Genomic DNA, 19,394 nt, shown 5'->3' with positions numbered 1-19,394 from the left:
CTCACAGTTTGTGGCGGCCAGGCTCAGACCACGTCAACCCCGACATGAATCGCGTCGTGCCGCCAAAACTCCAGATCACAATCGATCAACCGCTCATGCTGATCGTAATTGACCCGAGCGATGCGCAACCCCGGACTCCCCACCGACACCCGTAAAGCCGCCGCCGCATCCACCGACAACGCCGTCGGCACAATCTCGAAACGCACCCGACCGTAGTGCAAATCGTAATGTCGCGCATACAGCTCGGTAATCGACTGATTCAAATCGAAATCCAGAATCCCCGGAAAAAACTGCGGATTCAAATAGTGCTCCACGTACAACACCAGCCGCTCATCGATCCGCCGCGCCCGGCAAATCTGAATCACGCTGGACAACGCCGGCAGCTGCAACCACGCACAGACCGCCGCCGACGCCGGTTGCAACCGCGCTGAAATCACCTCGGTGGACGGCACCCGCCCCTGCGCACTGACCATCGCGTGAAAGTGACTGCGCTGCATCAGGTTGTAGGCTAGGCGCGGTGGCGACACGAACCAGCCACGGCGCTCCTCCCGATAAATCTGTCCCTGGGCTTCCAGTTGCAACAACGCTTCACGCACGGTGATCCGCGTGGTACCGAACAACTCACTGAGCTTGCGCTCGGCCGGTAGTTTGCTCCCGGGCGCCAACAGGCCATGGTCGAGCTGTTCCTGCAGAACCTGCCCGATGGCTGTCACCGCTTTGGTTGTCTCGATGCGCATCAACGTTACCTATCTGGACTAGACCAGCACTGTTTCGGGGCGGAACCGCGACTCAAAACGGTTCCCTCAACTCCCGACAAGCCTAGGCACTGCACATGACTGACAGATGACAAAGCCGCCGAACGGTTGATCCAGACGCCTGCAATTTCACGGCCAAGTCCTTTTATATCAGCCTTTTAGCCATGGTCTACGCTTACTCCGAAGCCTGAGCATTGCCGCTCAAAAAATATAGGCCGACCAGTCGTCGACATCAAAATGTCATCAGAGGCGCCTAAATTGGCTCAGGTATTGCTGACCTAGACCAACACAACCGCAATCGCAGCGTTGAAAACGCCCAAAGGAGCTTCGGATGAAACAGCTTTTCCTGGCCTCACTGTTAGGCTCGACCATTGCCATGTGCACCGCCGCGATGGCGGCTGATACCGATTTGAAAACCCTGGAAGCCGCGGCGAAAGCGGAAGGTGAGGTCAACAGCGTCGGCATGCCCGACAACTGGGCCAACTGGAAAGGTACCTGGGATGACCTGGCCAAGAACTACGGCCTGAAACACATCGACACCGACATGAGCTCGGCCCAGGAAATCGCCAAGTTCGCCGCTGAAAAAGACAACGCCACTGCTGATATCGGTGATGTCGGTGCAGCGTTCGGTCCGATCTCGGTGAAGCAAGGTGTTGTACAACCTTACAAGCCAAGCACCTGGGATCAGATCCCGAGCTGGGCAAAGGATAAGGACGGCAACTGGGCGCTCGCCTACACCGGCACTATCGCGTTCATCGTCAACAAAAAGTTGCTGCACGGCTCCGACGCGCCGACCAAATGGGCTGACCTCAAGGACGGCAAATACAAAGTGTCCATCGGTGATGTGAGCACCGCGGCCCAAGCGGCCAACGGTGTTCTGGCTGCCGCGCTCGCCAATGGTGGTAATGAGAAAAACCTCCAGCCGGCGCTGGATCTGTTTTCCGAGATCGCCAAGCAAGGCCGCCTGTCGATGGCCAACCCGACAATTGCCACCATGGAAAAGGGTGAAATCGAAGTCGGTGTGGTCTGGGACTTCAACGGCTTGAGCTACAAGGCCAAAATGGTCAACCCGGATGACTACACCGTGCTGATTCCATCCGATGGTTCGGTGATTTCCGGTTACACCACCATCATCAACAAATACGCCAAGCACCCGAACGCCGCCAAGCTGGCCCGCGAATACATCTTCAGCGACGCCGGCCAGATCAACCTCGCGAAAGGCAACGCTCGTCCGATCCGCGCCGAGCATCTGACTCTGCCGCCCGAGGTTCAGGCCCAGCTCCTGCCTAATGAGCAGTACAAAAAGGTCACGCCGATCAAAGACGCAGATGCCTGGGAGAAGACCTCCAAAGCCCTTCCTCAGAAGTGGCAGGAAGAAGTCATCGTCAATATGAAGCAATGATGTATCCGTAGGAGCTGGCGCAGGCTGCGATCTTTTGATCTTTCACTCGACACTCAAGTGAAGGCAAAAAGATCGCAGGCTCCGCCGGCTCCTACGACGATCAGATTCAGTTTCGCTTTTCGGAGTTCCAGCCCCTATGAAGCACAACGTCATCCTTGTCGTGCTCGACGGCCTCAATTACGAGGTTGCCCGTCACGCCATGGGGCACCTGCAGGCTTATGTCGGCGCAGGACGCGCGGCGCTCTACAAACTGGAGTGCGAACTGCCGGCGCTGTCCCGACCGCTTTACGAGTGCATCCTGACCGGCGTCACACCGATCGACAGTGGCATCGTCCACAACAATGTCTCGCGCCTGTCCAACCAGCGCAGCATCTATCACTACGCCAGCGATGCCGGTCTTGTAACCGCCGCCGCGGCCTATCACTGGGTCAGCGAGCTGTATAACCGTTCGCCGTTTATTGCCGCGCGGGATCGACACACCGACGACCCCAACCTGCCCATCCAGCACGGTCATTTCTACTGGAGCGATCACTACCCGGATTCGCACCTGTTCGCCGACGCCGAAAACCTGCGCCTGCGTCATGCGCCGAACTTTTTATTGGTCCACCCCATGAACATCGACGACGCCGGGCACAAGCACGGCCTCGACACCCCGCAATACCGCAACAGCGCCCGCTCGGCCGACATTATTCTGGCCGACTACCTGCAAGGCTGGCTCGTCAGCGGTTATCAAGTGCTGGTGACCGCCGACCACGGCATGAACAACGACCGCTCCCACAACGGCCTGCTGCCGGAAGAACGCGAAGTACCGCTGTTCGTCCTCGGCGACGCCTTCAGCTTCAATGCCAACGCCGCACCGAAACAGACTGAAATCTGCGGCACCGTCTGCGAACTGCTGGGTGTGGCCCACGACAAACCAGTGTGCCGGGAGCTACTCAAGTGAACACCATGACGCGCGGCAAATGGGTGGCAGCCTTGTGCCTGGTGCCTTTCGCACTGTTTTTTATCGTGTTCCAGATCGCCCCGCTGTCCTGGGTGATGATCAATAGCCTGCAATCGGAAGAGTTCGGCTGGGGCATCGCCAACTTCACCAAGATCTTCAATTCGAAGTTCTATCTGCAGGCGATCCAGTTCAGCCTCGAGATCAGTTTCTGGTCCAGCGTGTTCGGGATCATCATCGCGGTACTCGGCGCCTACTCCCTGCGCCGGGTCGACTCGAAACTGCGCAACTTCGTCAACGCCTTCGCCAACATGACCAGCAACTTTGCCGGCGTGCCTTTGGCCTTCGCGTTCATCATTCTGCTGGGCTTCAACGGCAGCTTCACCATCATGCTCAAGCAGGCCGGGATCATTCAGGACTTCAACCTGTATTCGAAAACCGGGCTGATCATTCTCTACACCTACTTCCAGATTCCGCTGGGCGTGCTGCTGCTCTATCCGGCCTTTGATGCCCTGCGCGAAGACTGGCGTGAATCCGCCGCGCTGCTCGGCGCCAATGGCTGGCAGTTCTGGCGGCACATCGGTTTGCCAGTGCTGACCCCGGCGCTGCTCGGTACGTTTGTGATCCTTTTGGCCAACGCCCTGGGCGCGTACGCCACCGTGTATGCCCTGACCACCGGCAACTTCAACGTGCTGCCGATCCGCATCGCGGCGATGGTTTCCGGCGACATTTCCCTGGACCCGAACCTGGCCAGTGCCCTGGCCGTGGTGCTGGTGGCGTTGATGACCCTGGTGACCATCGTGCATCAGCTGCTGTTGAAGAGGAGCTACCATGTCTCGCGCTGAGTTGGGGCCCGTCGGTGTCTATCACCGCGTCGTGGTGTATTTGCTGTTTGCCATTCTGTTGCTGCCACTGGCCGGGACGTTGATTTACTCGATCGCCAGCAGTTGGTCGGCGACCATTCTGCCCAGCGGTTTCACCGTTAAATGGTACGTGGAGCTGTGGAGCGATCCGCGGTTTCTCCATTCGTTCGGTCAATCGCTGCTGGTCTGCGTCGGCTCGCTGATTCTGTCCGTGGTGCTGATTCTTCCGTTGCTGTTTGTGGTGCATTACCACTTCCCGAAACTCGATGCGCTGATGAACATCCTGATCCTGTTGCCCTTCGCGGTGCCGCCGGTGGTGTCGTCGGTGGGCCTGTTGCAGCTCTACGGTTCCGGGCCGTTCGCGATGGTCGGGACGCCGTGGATTCTGATCGGTTGTTACTTCACCGTGGCGCTGCCGTTCATGTACCGGGCAATCACCAACAACTTGCAGGCGATCAACCTGCGAGACCTGATGGACTCCGCTCAACTGCTCGGTGCCAGCACCTGGCAAGCGGCGTTCCTGGTGGTGCTGCCAAACTTGCGCAAAGGTTTGATGGTGGCGTTGCTGCTGTCGTTCTCGTTCCTGTTCGGTGAGTTCGTGTTCGCCAACATCCTCGTCGGGACCCGCTACGAAACCCTGCAGGTCTACCTCAACAACATGCGCAACAGCAGCGGCCACTTCACCAGTGCGCTGGTGATTTCCTATTTCTTCTTTGTGCTGGTTCTGACCTGGGCTGCCAATATCTTGAACAAGGACAAAAGCCAATGAGCTTCGTCAGCGTCCAACACCTACTAAAAAGCTACGCGGGCACCACGGTGTTCAGCGACATCAACTGTGAAATCCAGAAGGGTGAGTTCGTCACCCTCCTCGGCCCGTCCGGTTGCGGCAAGTCCACACTGCTTCGCTGCATCGCCGGACTGACCTCGGTGGACGGCGGCAAAATCCTGCTCGATGGCCAAGACCTCGTTCCATTGAGCCCGCAGAAACGCGGGATCGGCATGGTGTTCCAGAGCTACGCGCTGTTTCCGAACATGACGGTTGAGCAGAACGTCGCCTTTGGTCTGCGCATGCAAAAGGTCAATGCCGACGACAGCCATAGGCGTGTTGCCGAAGTACTGAAACTGGTGGAACTCAACGACTTCGCCGCACGTTATCCGCATCAACTGTCCGGCGGCCAATGCCAGCGAGTTGCCCTCGCGCGCTCGTTGGTGACCCGGCCACGTCTGTTATTACTGGATGAACCGCTGTCGGCCCTGGATGCGCGGATTCGCAAGCACTTGCGCGAACAGATCCGTCAGATCCAGCGTGAACTCGGCTTGACCACGATCTTCGTCACTCACGATCAGGAAGAAGCCCTGACCATGTCCGATCGGATTTTCTTGATGAATCAGGGAAAGATCGTACAAAGCGGCGACGCCCAGACCCTTTACACCGCACCCGTGGATGTTTTTGCTGCCGGCTTCATCGGCAACTACAACCTGCTGGACGCCAACAGCGCCACAAAACTGCTGCAGCGACCGATTACCCACCGCATCGCAATCCGCCCGGAAGCCATCGAACTGAGCCTGAACGGCGAGCTTGACGCGCAAATCCGCAGCCACAGCCTGTTGGGCAACGTGATTCGCTACCGGGTCGAAGCCCGGGGCGTGGAATTGGTGGTGGATGTGCTGAACCGCTCGGCGGCCGATCTGCATCCCGATGGTCAGCGTCTGGCGCTTTCCATCGATCCGACGGCCCTGTGTGAGGTAGCCTGATGACTTTGCTGATGTTGAAGAGAGAACCGCACTGATGGCCCTGGCAATTTTTGATCTGGACGAAACCCTGATCCACGGCGACTGCGCCACCCTCTGGAGCGAGCAAATGGGCCGCCTGGGTTGGGTTGATCCCGAGTCGTTCATGCGTCAGAACAATGAACTGATGGACGCCTACAGCCACGGCAAGCTGCGGATGGAGGAGTACATGACCTTCAGTCTGGAGCCGATGATCGGGCGCACGCCGGAAGAGGTCGACCATTTGGTAGGGCCTTGGGTAGAAGACTTCATCGAGCCGATCATTTTCAGTGACGCCACCAAAGCCATCGCGGCCCATCGCAAGGCCGGCGACCGGATTTTAGTGATTTCGGCGTCGGGCACGCACTTGGTCAGGCCGATTGCCGACCGCTTGGGTATCGACGAGATTCTCGGCATCGAGCTGGAAGTGACACATGGGGTTTATAGCGGCAACACGGTGGGCACGCTGACCTACCGCGAAGGCAAGATCACGCGCTTGCTGGAATGGCTGGATGCGGAAGAGGAAAACCTTGAAGGCGCCAGTTTCTACTCCGACTCACGCAATGATTTGCCGTTGCTGCTGAAGGTGGATTTCCCACACGTGGTAAACCCGGATCCGGTGCTGCTTGAGCACGCAGAAAAGGCCGGCTGGCCAATCCATCTCTGGAAGTAACCCTTGACCAGATCTTTCCCACGCTCCGCGTGGGAAAGATCTATCTATCAAGTCAGGCTTTCGTCGATCACCAGCACCAATTTCCCCGACACCTTATTAGTCGCCAACTCCGCAAACGCCGCTTCGGCGTCCTTGATCGGGAAGGTCTTGGCCAATTGCGGACTCAAACGCCCTTCAGCAAACAGCGGCCAGACATGCTGGCTGAGATCGCTGAACAGATCCGCCTTGAACTGTTCGTCGCGACTGCGCAAGGTCGAACCCAGCAGCTGCACGCGCTTGGCCAGTACCTGCGCCAGATCCAGCTGCGCCTCACGACCGCCCATCAGGCCAATCAGCACCCAACGACCATCGCGCGCCATCAATTTCAGATTCAGCGCGGCGTAGTTGCCACCCACCGGGTCGAGAATCACATCGAACGGGCCCAGGTCGCTCAAGCTGTCCAGATCCCCATTGCGCACGACCCCACCTTGCGCGCCCAGCGCTTCGCAGTAAGCCAAACGCTCGGCGGAACCGACGCTGACCCAGCACGGGTTGCCAAACGCCTTGCACAGCTGAATGGCAGCTGAACCGATTCCACTTGCTCCGGCGTGCAGCAGAACTTTCTCACCCGGCTTGAGCGCAGCCAGTTGAAACAAATTCAGCCAAACGGTCGCATACACTTCTGGCAGCGCTGCCGCCTCAGCCAGGGACAAACCTTCGGGAACCGGCAACACATGCCGTCCGTCGACAACTACCTCCTCGGCCATCCCGCCCCCGGCCAGCAAGGCGCAAACCCGATCTCCGACCTGCCAGGACGAGCCCGCCCCCACCTCGCTGATGACCCCGGAGCACTCAAGACCCAGTATCTGGCTGGCTCCCGGTGGTGGCGGATAAAGACCCGCCTTCTGTAACAAATCGGCGCGATTGAGACCCGCCGCCGCCACTCGAATCCGAACTTGTCCTACATCGCATGTAGGACTGGGCTCTTCAACCCACTCCACTTGACCTTCAACGCCTTGCAATGCTTTCACAGTGCCTCCATAGTGAGTCTGGACTGAGCCCGTAGCTGTAGCGCCGGGCTTTCTTGCATTATGCGACCGGCCCTGGGGCCTATACGAAAGCTAGCAGGCAGCTTTCGTACAGAGTCTAGTGGTACCGGCGACTTCAAAGACGGCCTAATATGCGTGATCAATTGTCCCCGCGTCGAATCAGCATGAAGCATTTTTTCCCCAGCACCGCCCTAGCCCTATTCATTGGTATCGGTCTGTTGCCGATGTCGACCAATTCGTTTGCAGCCAATAGCTGGGACAAGCTTCAGCCTGATCGTGACGAAGTGATCGCCAGCCTGAACGTCGTCGAATTGCTCAAGCGCCATCACTACAGCAAGCCGCCGCTCGATGACGCGCGCTCCGTGATCATCTATGACAGCTACCTCAAGCTGCTGGACCCGTCGCGCAGCTACTTCATGGCCAGTGACATTGCCGAATTCGACAAGTGGAAAACCCAGTTTGACGACTTCCTCAAAAGCGGCGACCTGAATGCCGGGTTCACCATCTACAAGCGCTACCTGGACCGCGTCAAAGCGCGTCTGGACTTCGCCCTTGCAGAGCTGAACAAAGGCGTCGACAAGATCGACTTCACCGCCAAGGAAACCTTGCTGGTCGATCGCAAGGACGCCCCTTGGCTCAAGAACACCGCAGAACTCGATGACCTATGGCGCAAACGCGTCAAGGACGAAGTCTTGCGGCAGAAGATCGCGGGCAAGGACTCCAAGCAGATCCAGGAAACCCTGACCAAGCGCTACAAGAACCAATTGACGCGCCTGGACCAGACCCGTGCGGAAGACATCTTCCAGGCGTACATCAATACCTTCGCCATGTCCTACGACCCGCACACCAACTATCTGTCGCCGGATAACGCGGAAAACTTCGACATCAACATGAGCCTGTCCCTCGAGGGCATTGGCGCCGTGTTGCAGAGCGACAACGACCAGGTGAAAATCGTGCGTCTGGTGCCAGCAGGCCCGGCCGACAAGACCAAACAAGTTGCACCGGCCGACAAGATCATCGGCGTTGCCCAGGGCAACAAAGAAATGGTCGACGTGGTCGGCTGGCGCCTGGACGAAGTGGTCAAATTGATCCGTGGGCCGAAAGGCACCGTGGTGCGCCTGGAAGTGATCCCGGCCAGCAATGCGCCGAACGACCAGACCAGCAAGATCGTCCCGATCACCCGCGAAGCGGTGAAGCTTGAAGACCAGGCGGTGAAGAAGTCGGTTCTCAACCTGAAACAGGACGGCAAGGACTACAAGCTCGGCGTCATCGAAATCCCGGCCTTCTACCTGGACTTCAAGGCTTTCCGTGCTGGCGATCCGGACTACAAGAGCACCACTCGCGACGTCAAGAAACTGCTGACCGAGTTGCAGAAAGACAAAGTCGACGGCGTGGTCATCGACCTGCGCAACAACGGCGGCGGTTCCCTGCAGGAAGCCACCGAGCTGACCAGTCTGTTCATCGACAAAGGTCCGACCGTTCTCGTGCGTAACGCCGATGGCCGGGTCGATGTACTGGAAGACGAAAACCCGGGGGCCTTCTACAAAGGGCCGATGGCGTTGCTGGTCAACCGCTTGTCTGCCTCGGCTTCGGAGATTTTTGCCGGCGCCATGCAGGACTATCACCGCGCGTTGATCATCGGCGGCCAGACCTTCGGTAAAGGCACCGTGCAGACCATTCAGCCGCTGAACCATGGCGAACTGAAACTGACCCTGGCCAAGTTCTACCGGGTTTCCGGCCAGAGCACCCAGCATCAGGGCGTACTGCCGGACATCGATTACCCGTCGATCATCGACACCAAGGAAATCGGCGAAAGCGCACTGCCTGAAGCCATGCCGTGGGACACCATCCGTGCGGCCATCAAGCCTGCGGTCGATCCGTTCAAGCCATACATTACTCAGCTCAAATCCGAGCATGACGTACGTTCGGCCAAAGACGCGGAGTTCGTGTTCATCCGCGACAAACTGGCCCTCGCGCAGAAACTGATGGCGGAAAAAACCGTCAGCCTCAATGAAGCCGATCGTCGTGCACAACACGCCGATATCGAAGCCAAGCAGCTTGCCATGGAAAACATCCGTCGCAAGGCCAAAGGTGAAGAGCCGCTCAAAGAGCTGAAGAAAGAAGACGAAGACGCGATCACGGCCGAGCCAGACAAGACCAAGCCAGAAGACGATGCCTACCTGAGCGAGACCGGGCGGATTCTGTTGGACTACCTGAAACTCAATACCACGGTAGCCAAGCACTAAGTGGTTACTAGCAAGATGATGGCAATTTAATGCTGACGCTCCCCGGAGCGTCATCAAACAGTCATCATTCTGTCGTGAAATAAAGGACTGGGAGCCCTCTTTAACCAAGAGGTGCTCCCAGTCCTTTTTTTATCGCCAGAGAAAGCCATGACCACCACAGAACAGCTGAGTGCCTTGAGTTCCATACTGGCTCAAAGCGGTTTGCACAGCTTGTTCCAGCCGATCATTTCCCTCTCTGAGCGACGCATTATCGGTTACGAAGCCCTTAGTCGCGGCCCCTCCAACAGCCCGCTGCACTCTCCCCTCGCACTGTTCGCCGTCGCCCGTCAGGCCGGCCGCCTGAGCGAGCTGGAAATCGCCTGCCGTCAAAGCGCCTGCCGACGTTTCAATGAGCAACAACTGCCCGGCAAATTGTTCCTCAACGTTTCCCCCGAATCCCTGCTCGAAGCCGCGCACCAACACGGGCGCACCCTGCAACTGCTGCAGGACTTCGGTATACCGCCGAGTCAGGTGGTGATCGAACTGACTGAACAAACGCCAACCGACGATTTCGAGCTGCTGCAAACCGCGCTGCATCACTATCGAGCGATGGGGTTTTCCATTGCTCTGGATGATCTGGGCGCAGGCTATTCGAGTTTGCGGCTGTGGTCTGAGTTGCGCCCGGACTACGTGAAGATTGATCGACACTTCATCGACGGCATTCACCAGGACGCCCTCAAGCGCGAATTCGTCGGCTCTATCCTGCAAATTGCCAAGGCCTCACGGGCACAGGTGATTGCCGAAGGTATCGAGCTGCCGGAAGAACTCGCGGTATTGACCGAGATGGGCGTCGATCTGGTTCAGGGTTATCTGCTCTGCCGCCCCCAGGAACATCCACCTCGTGATGCCCGAGCCCTGATGCCGAAACGGGAAAGCACCGCGGTGGCGTTGAATGATGAAGTCAGCGACCTTAGCGCTTTGCTCAACGACCAACCGGCTGTGGGTCGCGATACACCGACCGCCACGGTGCTGGAAGCCTTTCGCCGCCAGGCCAACCTGAACTCCCTGGCGGTAATCGACGAGCAAGGCCAGCCCTGTGGCATCGTCCACCGGCATTCGCTCTCCGACGCGTTGCTCAAGCCTTTTGCCACCGACCTGTTCGCCCGCAAGCCGATCAGCCGTTTAATGAGTGATGACTTCCTCGCCGTTGAGATGAGCCAGTCATTACAGCAAGTGAGCCGACTGATCACCAGCCGCGCGCGGCAGCGCATCGAAGAAGACTTCATCATCACCCTCAACGGTGGTTACCTGGGATTGGGCCGAGTGATCGACGTACTAAAACTGATTACCGAACTGAAAATCCAGCAGGCCCGCTACGCCAACCCGCTGACCCTGTTGCCGGGCAACGTGCCGATCCAGCAATGCCTGACGCGAGTGCTGCAACAGCAACGGGAATCGGTGATCTGCTACGTCGACATCGACAGTTTCAAACCCTTCAACGACATCTACGGCTACGGCCGTGGGGATGAAGTCCTGCTGTGCCTGGCGCAATGCCTGAATGACCGCGTCGACCCTTCCCGCGACTTTGTCGGCCATATCGGCGGCGATGATTTCCTGCTGGTGCTCGGCCCGGAAGACTGGCGCAAACGCTTGAACCAGTTGCTGGACGACTTCCAGAGCCAATGCCGACGCTTTTATCGCAGCGAACATCTGGAAGCCGGCTGCTTCATTGCTCCAAACCGTCAGGGTGTGCGGCAGGAGTTTGCATTGTTGTCACTGTCGATCGGCGTGGTGCATTTACATCCACAGGCCTGTGGACAACTCGATGCGAGCCAGCTGGCGGAGATGGCATCGCAGGCAAAGCATCACGCGAAGAATGTGCCGGGGTATAGCGTGCATGTGATCGATAGTCTGGCGGTGCCTGAAGCCGAAGAAGAATTGCTCGTCGGGCAGCGGTGATTGCTGATGCGATCTTGATCGTTCCCACTCTGCGTGGGAACGATCATTACCTGGGAGTTATTGCGCAGAACCGCGAGACGCCAACTCTTTCAGTTTAAGCTCGGCCAGTGGATGCCCAGCCTTCGCAGCAATCTCCCAAAACCGCGCAGCTTCAACCGCATCCGGCGCCTTGCTCGGCGTTCCGGCGAGACTGATCACGCCCACCTGATACGCCGCTTTGCCATCCCCCGCCAACGCCGCCAGGCGCAGCAATCGCACTCCCTCTTCGCGAGCCCCGAGGCCGACGCCGCGAAAGGTCAGGATGTGGCCATAGAAGCTCTGGGCGCCAACATCACCCAGATTCGCCATGCGTGCGAACTGGCCTTCGAGCCAGCTCCAGCCACGCGGTTGGCGCACAAACCATGACCAGTGAAACAACCTGCGCGCCAGCCAGTAACTGGCCTTCGCCTTGAGTCGCAGAAACACTCAGGCCTCTGCCGATTCGGGGTATTCGTACTCGAACACCCGCACCACTTCCGAGGCATGCCAGGACGCAGCGGCTACACCATCGGACGGGCCGGAGAAACGCCCCAGACGTTCGACACACTCAAAGAACCCGGTGCGCGGCAGGCGGCTGGCGCCCTGGCTGATCACCAGCGAACTGCGCAACGGCTGCTCAGCCTTGGCGTCCAGCGCGGCCAGATGCTCAAGCGCGGCGGTCAGGGTTTGCATGGCTGGCGTGGGCAGTTGCAAACGTTCGAGCAACGCCCGGTATGTCAGAAGATGACGCTGGCGGCGCGCCTGATCCAGTTCGCCCAGCAACCCGTCCCAATGTTGACGACTGATGCGTACGCTCACGATTCATCCCTCCACCCTGGCACCGTCAATTCCCAGGCCAGGCTGCGGCGAATCGCAGCGTCGGGTAGACGCTCGCCACTTTCGATCAAGGCCAGATAAGACGGGCTGATGCCTACCGTGCGGGCCAACGCCTCGATGGCGATGCCCTTCCCTTCGCGCAAACTGCGTAGTTGATCCAGCCCCGGAAGAATCTGGTCTGGTGTTGCCGCGTGACGCTCTGGGGCGACCTGCGGCGGTTGTTCATTGATGCCTGCTGCTTTTAGTAGAGCCTGATACTGAGCCCATGGCAGAACCGCATACTCGGGCTCTCCTTCGCGTGTAATTATCTGAATATCCATGACTACCCCGTAGGACAACAACACTTAGCGAGTCGGCACTTTTCCCTAGAAGTGTAATCCTAACAGCGGCCAAGGTCGCGGGGGTATCAATCTATGGATGAGATTGAATCAGTTCAGTTTTTTTTCGGCCCCTGAAGTTGAAGTTGCTCCGGGGTATCGGGCAGGCGTTCGACCACCGCAAGCTTTTCCGGCATCTGACGATTACGCCAGGCGCGGAAGGCGTTGAGTTCATCGTCGAGAACTTTCATCAGCCAGGCCAGCACTGCGATGTCATCGAGCATGCCGAACACTGGAATGAAGTCCGGAACGGCATCCAGCGGACTGAGGAAGTACATCAGGCCAGCCACCACCGATATCAGGGCTTTGGGGCTGATGGCCCGATACTCACCGCGCCAGTAAGCCAGGCAAAGTGCCTGTAACAGGCGCAGATCATCCTTGAGCTTGCCCAGCCGGTTACCCTGGCTGGCACCTTTGCTGGCCACCGCGAAGAGCAAGGTCGGCAAACGTCCACGCGCGAGCAGGCGTCCGGCCAGAGGCAGGAAACGAGCGAAATTCCAGGGTGTTTTCATCATTCCTCCCACTGAAATGTTATCCACACAAATTGTGGATAACCTTGTGAACAGAGCTGCATTTCACGGCTGAAAGCCCCGTTTCATAAGGGCCTGACTCAGATCGGGCGTTTTTTACTCACATAAAAAAACCCAAGATTTCATTGACTTGGCGCTCTGGCGCGGCTAGCACAGGCGTCCTCAATGGCTATGACTCCAGCCTACAGCATCCGTTCGCTTTGTTTACCTTTGCTGAACGCCAGATGCAACAACGCCCCGCATAAGCGAGGCGTTGTTTTTAGAGCAGACGCTGATTACTTGGTAGCGGCGTCTTGTTTTGCTGGATCCTTGATTGCCAGCAGTTCCAGATCGAATACCAGCACCGAGTTGGCTGGAATCGCTGGACTTGGGCTTTGGGCGCCGTAAGCCAGCTCGCTAGGGATGTACAGTTTGTACTTCTCGCCAACGTGCATCAGTTGCAGGCCTTCGACCCAACCCGGAATCACACCGCTGACCGGCAGATCGATCGGGCTGCCACGCTCGACGGAACTGTCGAAAACGGTGCCGTTGGTCAGGGTACCGGTGTAGTGAACGGTCACTACGTCGGTCGGCTTAGGCTGTGCGCCATCGGCTTTCTTGACCACTTCATACTGCAGGCCCGAAGCAGTGGTGGTTACACCGGCTTTCTTGGCGTTGTCTTCGAGGAATTTCTTGCCGGCAGCTGCCGACTCTTCGCTCATTTTGGCCATACGTTCTTCAGCACGCTTTTGCAGTGCTGCGAAGGCTTCGACCAGTTCGTCATCCTTCAGCTTCTGTTCTTTCTTGCCGACGGCATCTTCGATGCCTTGGGCTACGGCTTTGGAGTCCAGATCATCCATGCCTTCCTGAGCCAGGCTCTTGCCCATGTTCAGGCCAATCCCGTAGGAAGCTTTTTGCGCCGGGGTTTTCAGCTCTACGCTGGTCTGCGAATCACAACCCGCAAGTACCAGGCTAACCAGGGCCACCGCCGCCGCCAACCGATGCTGTTTCATGCTATTTCCTTGTTCATGCGCCTAAAGGGCAATCGAGTAAAGCCGCGAGCTTATCAGGCGGCCACGACCAATGGCTACCGGCATGAGAGCAGGAAACTTCTGATAAGTTCAGGTGTTTTAACGCATTTCGGGAATGGGACGATGAAGCTTCTGTCATCTTGCGCTCACAGAGACCGATAGCAGAACCCCAGCATCTGGCGTAATGGCCACTTGCCGCATCTCAGGTGCTAGGGCATAAGGAAGCTACAAATCGACAAGGATGTTTATCTTGCGCCTCCTCTTTCGCTTGCTGGTTCTGTTCGCAGTCCTGCTGGGGCTGGGCCTCGCCGTGGTTCTGTACTACGTCGCCAACCCGAAACTACCGGCCTGGTCACCCGTGCAGCAGGTGCATTACCTGGAGCAATGGAGTGCCAGCGACCGCGAAACTTACTACTTCACGCCCCAGGGCACTCAGGTCAAAGGCTTGCGCTATGACTGGTTCAAGGCCCTCGAATTACCGTTCTCGCAACAGCGATTCGCCGCTCCCGAATACCTCGCCCGCTTCGGTTTTCTGATCGACCCCAGCCAGAGACCCACGCCAAACAACCCCGGCAATCTGCCAGTGGGCTTCGCCCGTCATCAGAACCCTGGAAGCCAGGACGAGTTTCTCGACATCACCTGCGCCGCCTGCCACACCGGCGAACTGCGCTTTAACGGCCAGGCCGTGCGCATCGATGGCGGTTCGGCGCAGCACGTTCTGCCATCCAGCGTTCCTACGTTGCGCGGTGGCAGTTTCGGACAAGCGCTGGTAGCGAGTCTGACGTCGACTTACTACAACCCATGGAAATTCGAACGTTTCGCACGCAACGTGTTGGGCCAGGACTACGAGGCCCGGCATCAACAACTGCGCGAAGACGTCAAAGTCTCGCTCGACACCTTCTTGAAGGTGGCCTGGAACGACACCCATCGCGGGCTCTATCCCACTGAAGAAGGCCCCGGCCGCACCGACGCTTTCGGGCGCATTGCCAACGCCAGTTTCGGCGATGCGATTTCCGCCACCAACTACCGCGTGGCCAACGCTCCGGTCGACTATCCGCAACTGTGGGACATGTGGACCTTCGACTGGGTGCAGTGGAACGGTTCGGCGCAACAACCGATGGCCCGCAACATTGGCGAGGCCTTGGGGGTGGGCGCCACGCTGAATTTCTTCGACGCTGACGGCCAACCGCTTAAAGGAGACGCCCGTTATCCGTCCAGTGTCCGCTTGGGCGATCTGCACCTGATCGAACAAACCCTGCAACGGCTAAAACCACCGGCCTGGCCGGAAGAACTGCTGGGTGCCATCGACAAAACCCAGGCTGCAAAAGGTCGCGAATTATTCACCGAGAACTGCGCCGGCTGCCATGTACCTCGATCAGTTCAAAGCAACGGGCGCTGGGTGCAGCATCTGAAAATGCTGCCCGTGGAGTTCATTGGCACAGACGCCGGCGCAGCCAATAACATTGCCGACCATCGCTTCGACCTCACGGCCTTGCAATGGGACCCGTCAGAGCTGGCACAGCTGGATGTGCAATTGCAGCCGAAGCCCACTGAATCGCTGGATTTGAGCAAGCTCTCATCGGCTAAAGGGTTGGCCTACGTCACCGCTTTCGTCGGAAATCGGGCCTACCGTGAAGCAAACATTCCTACAGCCGAACGACCGGACATGGATGGTTTCGGCCTGCCGATTGGCGTGCGCGAATTGCGCGCCTACAAGGCGCGACCATTGGCGGGAGTCTGGGCCACCGCACCGTTTCTGCATAACGGTTCGGTGCCGAGCATTTATCAGTTGCTCTCGCCCCAGGATGAACGCGCAACCACCTTCTACAAAGGCACTTTCGAGTACGACCCGAGGCACCTCGGCTATCGCACCGAGGCCTTCGCCAATGGCTTCATGTTCGACACGCGCATCACCGGCAATCACAACAGCGGCCACGAGTTCCGTGCTGGCAAGCGTGGCAACGGCGTTATCGGCCGCTGGCTGCAACCGGAGGAACGCTGGGCGTTGCTGGAGTACTTGAAAGTATTGGGCGGCCCGTTGGAGGCGCAATTGCCATGAGTAGACTCTGGATGCGTTTTGGCGCCTTTCTCGGCAAAACCCTGCTGTGGTCGCTGGGCCTTGGATTGCTCGGCTGGGCGCTGGTCACGGCGTGGTTTGCCTGGCAGCACAGCGGCCCGGTTTCGGCTGAAGAACTGATTCCGGATGGCGAATCAGCGATGACCCAAGACATCATCCAGACCGCCGTGCGCATCGTCGATCAGCACCGTGAAAGCACCCGTTACCTGCGCGACGCCCATGCCAAGGCCCATGGCTGCGTGAAGGCCGAGGTTCAGGTGCTGGCGGATCTGGCGGGCGAACTGCGTCAGGGTGTGTTCAGCCAACCCGGCAAAACCTGGCAAGCGACGATCCGGCTGTCCAACGGCAATGCCTACCCACAGTTCGACAGCATCCGCGATGCACGAGGCATGGCAATCAAGTTGCTCGACGTGCCCGGTAAACAACTGCTGCATGATCAACAGAGCCGTGGTGAACAGGACTTCGTGATGTTCAGCCATCCGAACTTCTTCGTCAGCGATGTCGCCGAGTACCGTCAGAATGTCGCCGCCCAGGCTGACGGCAAGAAGCTGATGGCGTTCTTTCCAGGCTGGGACCCACGGACCTGGCAGGTTCCCCATCTGTTTATAGCGCTGGCGACACTGTCACCCGCCCCGAAAAGCCCGACCCAGACGACTTACTTTTCGGTATCGCCCTACAAATTCGGCGAAGCCAATGCCAAGTTCCGCGTCATGCCCGATCCGGCAAGCTGCCCGACTTACACCCTGCCTGCGCAAAACCAGAAGTTGCCGAACTTCCTGCGCAATGCGCTGAACCAGCAACTGTCGACTGACCGGATACCGGCCTGCTTCGTCCTGCAGATTCAGCGCCAGGACCCGGCCAAGTACATGCCGATCGAAGACACGAGCATTGAGTGGCAGCAAAGCGATGCCCTGTTCGAGACCGTGGCGCGGGTCAAAGTACCCGCCCAGGACTTCGATACGCCTGCGCTGAACGTGCAATGCGATAACCAGTCGTTCAACCCCTGGTTTGGCCTTGAGGCTCACCGCCCGATTGGCGGCATTAACCGGTTGCGCAAAGCCGTGTATGAAGCCGTGAGCGACTATCGACACAGCCGCAACGCCGAACGATAAGGAGGCAGAACGAAAAAAAGCGACCCGAAGGTCGCTTTCTCGGTGGCGCTTCGGTAGAAGCCAAACCCCAGACAGCAAAAAGCCCGCATTAAGCGGGCTTTCTGTGGTGACCTGGCGTTCAGCGTTCCAGGTGACCGAATATGGCGCAGCGGACGGGACTCGAACCCGCGACCCCCGGCGTGACAGGCCGGTATTCTAACCGACTGAACTACCGCTGCGCGTAGCGTTGAAAGTAAGTGGTGGGTGATGACGGGATCGAACCGCCGACATTCTGCTTGTAAGGCAGACGCTCTCCCAGCTGAGCTAATCACCCTTTACCTTCGTTGCGGGGCGCATTGTGCCACAGATTTTCATAAAGTGTTGATTTAATTGATTAATTTTTCAAAAAATCTGAAAACCCATAAAACGACGCGACCTGCAGGAACAACTTACAAACTTTTGGACAGAAAAAAACCCGCGTTAAGCGGGCTTTTCCGTGGTGACCTGGCGTTCAGCGTTCCAGATAACCGAATATGGCGCAGCGGACGGGACTCGAACCCGCGACCCCCGGCGTGACAGGCCGGTATTCTAACCGACTGAACTACCGCTGCGCGTAACACTGGAAGCGAATGGTGGGTGATGACGGGATCGAACCGCCGACATTCTGCTTGTAAGGCAGACGCTCTCCCAGCTGAGCTAATCACCCTTCACTTTCGGTGTGGCGCGCATTCTACGGAGCGACCACATCTCTGGCAAGCACTTTTTTAATTAATTTTTTCAGGCCTTCCAAAGGCTTAGAGAAGGGTTGGCCTATGGCGCCGCGAAGAGAATAATGCCCCCCTTTGTATAAAGGAGAGACTCGCCCCATGTGGTTCAAAAACCTGCTTATCTATCGCCTGACCCAAGATCTGCCTTTTGATGCCGAGGCGTTGGAAACTGCACTGGCCACCAAACTGGCGCGTCCATGTGCAAGCCAGGAGTTGACCACCTACGGTTTCGTCGCGCCATTCGGCAAGGGCGAAGATGCTCCGCTGGCGCACGTCAGTGGCGACTTCCTGCTGATCGCCGCCCGTAAAGAAGAACGCATTCTGCCGGGCAGCGTCGTGCGTGACGCGGTGAAGGAAAAGGTCGAAGAGATCGAAGCCGAACAAATGCGCAAGGTCTACAAAAAGGAACGCGATCAGATCAAGGATGAAATCATCCAGGCCTTCCTGCCGCGCGCCTTTATTCGTCGTTCGTCGACTTTCGCTGCCATCGCGCCGAAACAGGGCCTGATCCTGGTCAACTCGGCCAGCCCGAAACGTGCCGAAGACTTGCTGTCCACCCTGCGTGAAGTCATCGGCACGCTGCCGGTACGTCCGCTGACCGTGAAGATGTCCCCTACCGCGACCATGACTGAGTGGGTTACCACCCAGAAAGCCGCGGACGATTTCTTCGTGCTGGATGAGTGCGAGCTGCGTGATACCCACGAAGACGGCGGCATCGTGCGTTGCAAGCGCCAGGACCTGACCAGCGAAGAAATCCAGCTGCACCTAAGCACTGGCAAAGTGGTCACTCAGCTGTCGCTGGCCTGGCAAGACAAGCTGTCTTTCGTGCTTGACGACAAGATGGTGGTCAAGCGCCTGAAGTTCGAAGACCTGCTGCAAGACCAGGCGGAACAGGACGGTGGCGAAGAAGCCCTCGGCCAACTGGATGCCAGCTTCACCCTGATGATGCTGACCTTCGGCGACTTCCTGCCGGCGCTGGTTGAAGCGTTGGGCGGCGAAGAGACTCCGCAGGGGATCTAAAAGCTGGTGATTGCTAATGTGGGAGCGGGCGATGTGGCGAGGGTATTTATCC

Annotated in this window: 18 protein-coding genes and 4 tRNA genes; 11 read left to right on the top strand and 11 right to left on the bottom strand. The window is 58.2% G+C overall.

The features are described 5' to 3' along the window. Nucleotides 1-23: 23 nt before the first annotated feature. Nucleotides 24-737 (bottom strand): UTRA domain-containing protein, encoded by a 714-nt coding sequence (locus QF010_RS22720; RefSeq protein ID WP_008145862.1) that lies wholly within the window; start codon nt 735-737, stop codon nt 24-26. 349 nt (nt 738-1,086) lie between these two features. Here QF010_RS22720 and QF010_RS22715 point away from each other — a divergent pair, with 349 nt between their 5' ends. From QF010_RS22715 to QF010_RS22690, 6 genes are all read left to right on the top strand, one after another. Then, nucleotides 1,087-2,157 (top strand): ABC transporter substrate-binding protein, encoded by a 1,071-nt coding sequence (locus QF010_RS22715; RefSeq protein WP_033059118.1) that lies wholly within the window; start codon nt 1,087-1,089, stop codon nt 2,155-2,157. A 136-nt stretch (nt 2,158-2,293) separates the two neighbouring features. After that, the gene (locus QF010_RS22710; protein WP_033059117.1) at nt 2,294-3,100 is read left to right on the top strand and encodes an alkaline phosphatase family protein; all 807 of its coding nucleotides are present in this window, start codon (nt 2,294-2,296) and stop codon (nt 3,098-3,100) included. Nucleotides 3,101-3,105: 5 nt separating this feature from the next. Continuing rightward, the gene (locus QF010_RS22705) at nt 3,106-3,942 is read left to right on the top strand and encodes an ABC transporter permease (protein WP_429534023.1); all 837 of its coding nucleotides are present in this window, start codon (nt 3,106-3,108) and stop codon (nt 3,940-3,942) included. After that, complete coding sequence (locus tag QF010_RS22700; RefSeq protein ID WP_033059115.1) at nt 3,929-4,729, top strand: ABC transporter permease; 801 nt, start codon at nt 3,929-3,931, stop codon at nt 4,727-4,729. Before QF010_RS22705 ends, QF010_RS22700 begins: the two co-directional genes overlap by 14 nt. After that, on the top strand, nt 4,726-5,715 hold the full coding sequence (locus tag QF010_RS22695; RefSeq protein WP_033059113.1) for an ABC transporter ATP-binding protein: 990 nt from the start codon (nt 4,726-4,728) through the stop codon (nt 5,713-5,715). Before QF010_RS22700 ends, QF010_RS22695 begins: the two co-directional genes overlap by 4 nt. Before the next feature lie 34 nt (nt 5,716-5,749). Then, nucleotides 5,750-6,403 carry an HAD family hydrolase gene (locus QF010_RS22690; protein ID WP_046056551.1) on the top strand — a complete coding sequence of 218 codons (654 nt, stop codon included), beginning with the start codon at nt 5,750-5,752 and terminating at the stop codon, nt 6,401-6,403. A gap of 47 nt (nt 6,404-6,450) precedes the next feature. Here the strand turns inward: QF010_RS22690 and QF010_RS22685 are convergent, their stop codons facing one another. Continuing rightward, nucleotides 6,451-7,413: a zinc-binding dehydrogenase gene (locus tag QF010_RS22685; RefSeq protein ID WP_033059110.1), complete on the bottom strand. Its 963-nt coding sequence runs from the start codon at nt 7,411-7,413 to the stop codon at nt 6,451-6,453. Nucleotides 7,414-7,595: 182 nt separating this feature from the next. On the opposite strand from QF010_RS22685, the gene QF010_RS22680 reads away from it, so the two are divergent. Continuing rightward, a complete protein-coding gene (locus QF010_RS22680) occupies nt 7,596-9,677 on the top strand; it encodes a carboxy terminal-processing peptidase (protein ID WP_197281757.1) in 2,082 nt (693 codons plus the stop codon). A 147-nt stretch (nt 9,678-9,824) separates the two neighbouring features. Continuing rightward, nucleotides 9,825-11,615, top strand: a complete 1,791-nt coding sequence (locus tag QF010_RS22675) for a bifunctional diguanylate cyclase/phosphodiesterase (protein ID WP_033059107.1) — start codon at nt 9,825-9,827, stop codon at nt 11,613-11,615. A 57-nt stretch (nt 11,616-11,672) separates the two neighbouring features. Here the strand turns inward: QF010_RS22675 and QF010_RS22670 are convergent, their stop codons facing one another. From QF010_RS22670 to bamJ, 5 genes are all read right to left on the bottom strand, one after another. Continuing rightward, nucleotides 11,673-12,080, bottom strand: a complete 408-nt coding sequence (locus QF010_RS22670; RefSeq protein ID WP_033059105.1) for an SEL1-like repeat protein — start codon at nt 12,078-12,080, stop codon at nt 11,673-11,675. After that, nucleotides 12,081-12,452: a hypothetical protein gene (locus QF010_RS22665; RefSeq protein ID WP_003223109.1), complete on the bottom strand. Its 372-nt coding sequence runs from the start codon at nt 12,450-12,452 to the stop codon at nt 12,081-12,083. Continuing rightward, entirely contained in the window at nt 12,449-12,790 is a 342-nt protein-coding gene (locus tag QF010_RS22660) for a helix-turn-helix domain-containing protein (RefSeq protein ID WP_033059241.1), read from the bottom strand. The genes QF010_RS22665 and QF010_RS22660 overlap by 4 nt, the downstream gene beginning before the upstream one ends. Before the next feature lie 113 nt (nt 12,791-12,903). Next, complete coding sequence (locus tag QF010_RS22655) at nt 12,904-13,359, bottom strand: YkvA family protein (protein WP_033059103.1); 456 nt, start codon at nt 13,357-13,359, stop codon at nt 12,904-12,906. Nucleotides 13,360-13,652: 293 nt separating this feature from the next. Beyond that, nucleotides 13,653-14,369 carry a BamJ family beta-barrel-assembly machinery protein gene (gene bamJ / locus QF010_RS22650; protein ID WP_033059101.1) on the bottom strand — a complete coding sequence of 239 codons (717 nt, stop codon included), beginning with the start codon at nt 14,367-14,369 and terminating at the stop codon, nt 13,653-13,655. A 268-nt stretch (nt 14,370-14,637) separates the two neighbouring features. Here bamJ and QF010_RS22645 point away from each other — a divergent pair, with 268 nt between their 5' ends. After that, entirely contained in the window at nt 14,638-16,446 is a 1,809-nt protein-coding gene (locus tag QF010_RS22645; RefSeq protein WP_033059239.1) for a di-heme-cytochrome C peroxidase, read from the top strand. After that, complete coding sequence (locus tag QF010_RS22640; protein WP_033059100.1) at nt 16,443-17,576, top strand: catalase family protein; 1,134 nt, start codon at nt 16,443-16,445, stop codon at nt 17,574-17,576. Before QF010_RS22645 ends, QF010_RS22640 begins: the two co-directional genes overlap by 4 nt. A gap of 141 nt (nt 17,577-17,717) precedes the next feature. On the opposite strand, the gene QF010_RS22635 is transcribed toward QF010_RS22640, so the two are convergent. From QF010_RS22635 to QF010_RS22620, 4 genes are all read right to left on the bottom strand, one after another. Beyond that, nucleotides 17,718-17,794: transfer RNA gene (locus QF010_RS22635), tRNA-Asp, on the bottom strand. A gap of 19 nt (nt 17,795-17,813) precedes the next feature. Beyond that, nucleotides 17,814-17,889: transfer RNA gene (locus QF010_RS22630), tRNA-Val, on the bottom strand. Between the two features lie 200 nt (nt 17,890-18,089). Beyond that, nucleotides 18,090-18,166: transfer RNA gene (locus QF010_RS22625), tRNA-Asp, on the bottom strand. A gap of 19 nt (nt 18,167-18,185) precedes the next feature. Then, nucleotides 18,186-18,261 (bottom strand) — tRNA-Val (locus QF010_RS22620). A gap of 160 nt (nt 18,262-18,421) precedes the next feature. Here QF010_RS22620 and rdgC point away from each other — a divergent pair. Beyond that, on the top strand, nt 18,422-19,342 hold the full coding sequence (gene rdgC / locus QF010_RS22615; protein ID WP_008151195.1) for a recombination-associated protein RdgC: 921 nt from the start codon (nt 18,422-18,424) through the stop codon (nt 19,340-19,342). The last annotated feature ends 52 nt before the right edge of the window (nt 19,343-19,394 follow it).

This window comes from Pseudomonas silensiensis, assembly GCF_050434865.1.
GTDB classification, from domain to species: domain Bacteria; phylum Pseudomonadota; class Gammaproteobacteria; order Pseudomonadales; family Pseudomonadaceae; genus Aquipseudomonas; species Aquipseudomonas fluorescens_W.
This window is presented reverse-complemented; position numbering and strand designations above follow the sequence as displayed.

Coding starts and splice junctions, on each gene's coding strand:
- QF010_RS22695 (WP_033059113.1), top strand. CDS start 4,726: ATGAGCTTCGTCAGCGTCCAACACCTACTAAAAAGCTACGCGGGCACC.
- QF010_RS22675 (WP_033059107.1), top strand. CDS start 9,825: ATGACCACCACAGAACAGCTGAGTGCCTTGAGTTCCATACTGGCTCAA.
- QF010_RS22705 (WP_429534023.1), top strand. CDS start 3,106: ATGACGCGCGGCAAATGGGTGGCAGCCTTGTGCCTGGTGCCTTTCGCA.
- QF010_RS22690 (WP_046056551.1), top strand. CDS start 5,750: ATGGCCCTGGCAATTTTTGATCTGGACGAAACCCTGATCCACGGCGAC.
- bamJ (WP_033059101.1), bottom strand. CDS start 14,369: ATGAAACAGCATCGGTTGGCGGCGGCGGTGGCCCTGGTTAGCCTGGTA.
- rdgC (WP_008151195.1), top strand. CDS start 18,422: ATGTGGTTCAAAAACCTGCTTATCTATCGCCTGACCCAAGATCTGCCT.
- QF010_RS22640 (WP_033059100.1), top strand. CDS start 16,443: ATGAGTAGACTCTGGATGCGTTTTGGCGCCTTTCTCGGCAAAACCCTG.
- QF010_RS22700 (WP_033059115.1), top strand. CDS start 3,929: ATGTCTCGCGCTGAGTTGGGGCCCGTCGGTGTCTATCACCGCGTCGTG.
- QF010_RS22715 (WP_033059118.1), top strand. CDS start 1,087: ATGAAACAGCTTTTCCTGGCCTCACTGTTAGGCTCGACCATTGCCATG.
- QF010_RS22680 (WP_197281757.1), top strand. CDS start 7,596: ATGAAGCATTTTTTCCCCAGCACCGCCCTAGCCCTATTCATTGGTATC.
- QF010_RS22655 (WP_033059103.1), bottom strand. CDS start 13,359: ATGAAAACACCCTGGAATTTCGCTCGTTTCCTGCCTCTGGCCGGACGC.
- QF010_RS22720 (WP_008145862.1), bottom strand. CDS start 737: ATGCGCATCGAGACAACCAAAGCGGTGACAGCCATCGGGCAGGTTCTG.
- QF010_RS22710 (WP_033059117.1), top strand. CDS start 2,294: ATGAAGCACAACGTCATCCTTGTCGTGCTCGACGGCCTCAATTACGAG.
- QF010_RS22660 (WP_033059241.1), bottom strand. CDS start 12,790: ATGGATATTCAGATAATTACACGCGAAGGAGAGCCCGAGTATGCGGTT.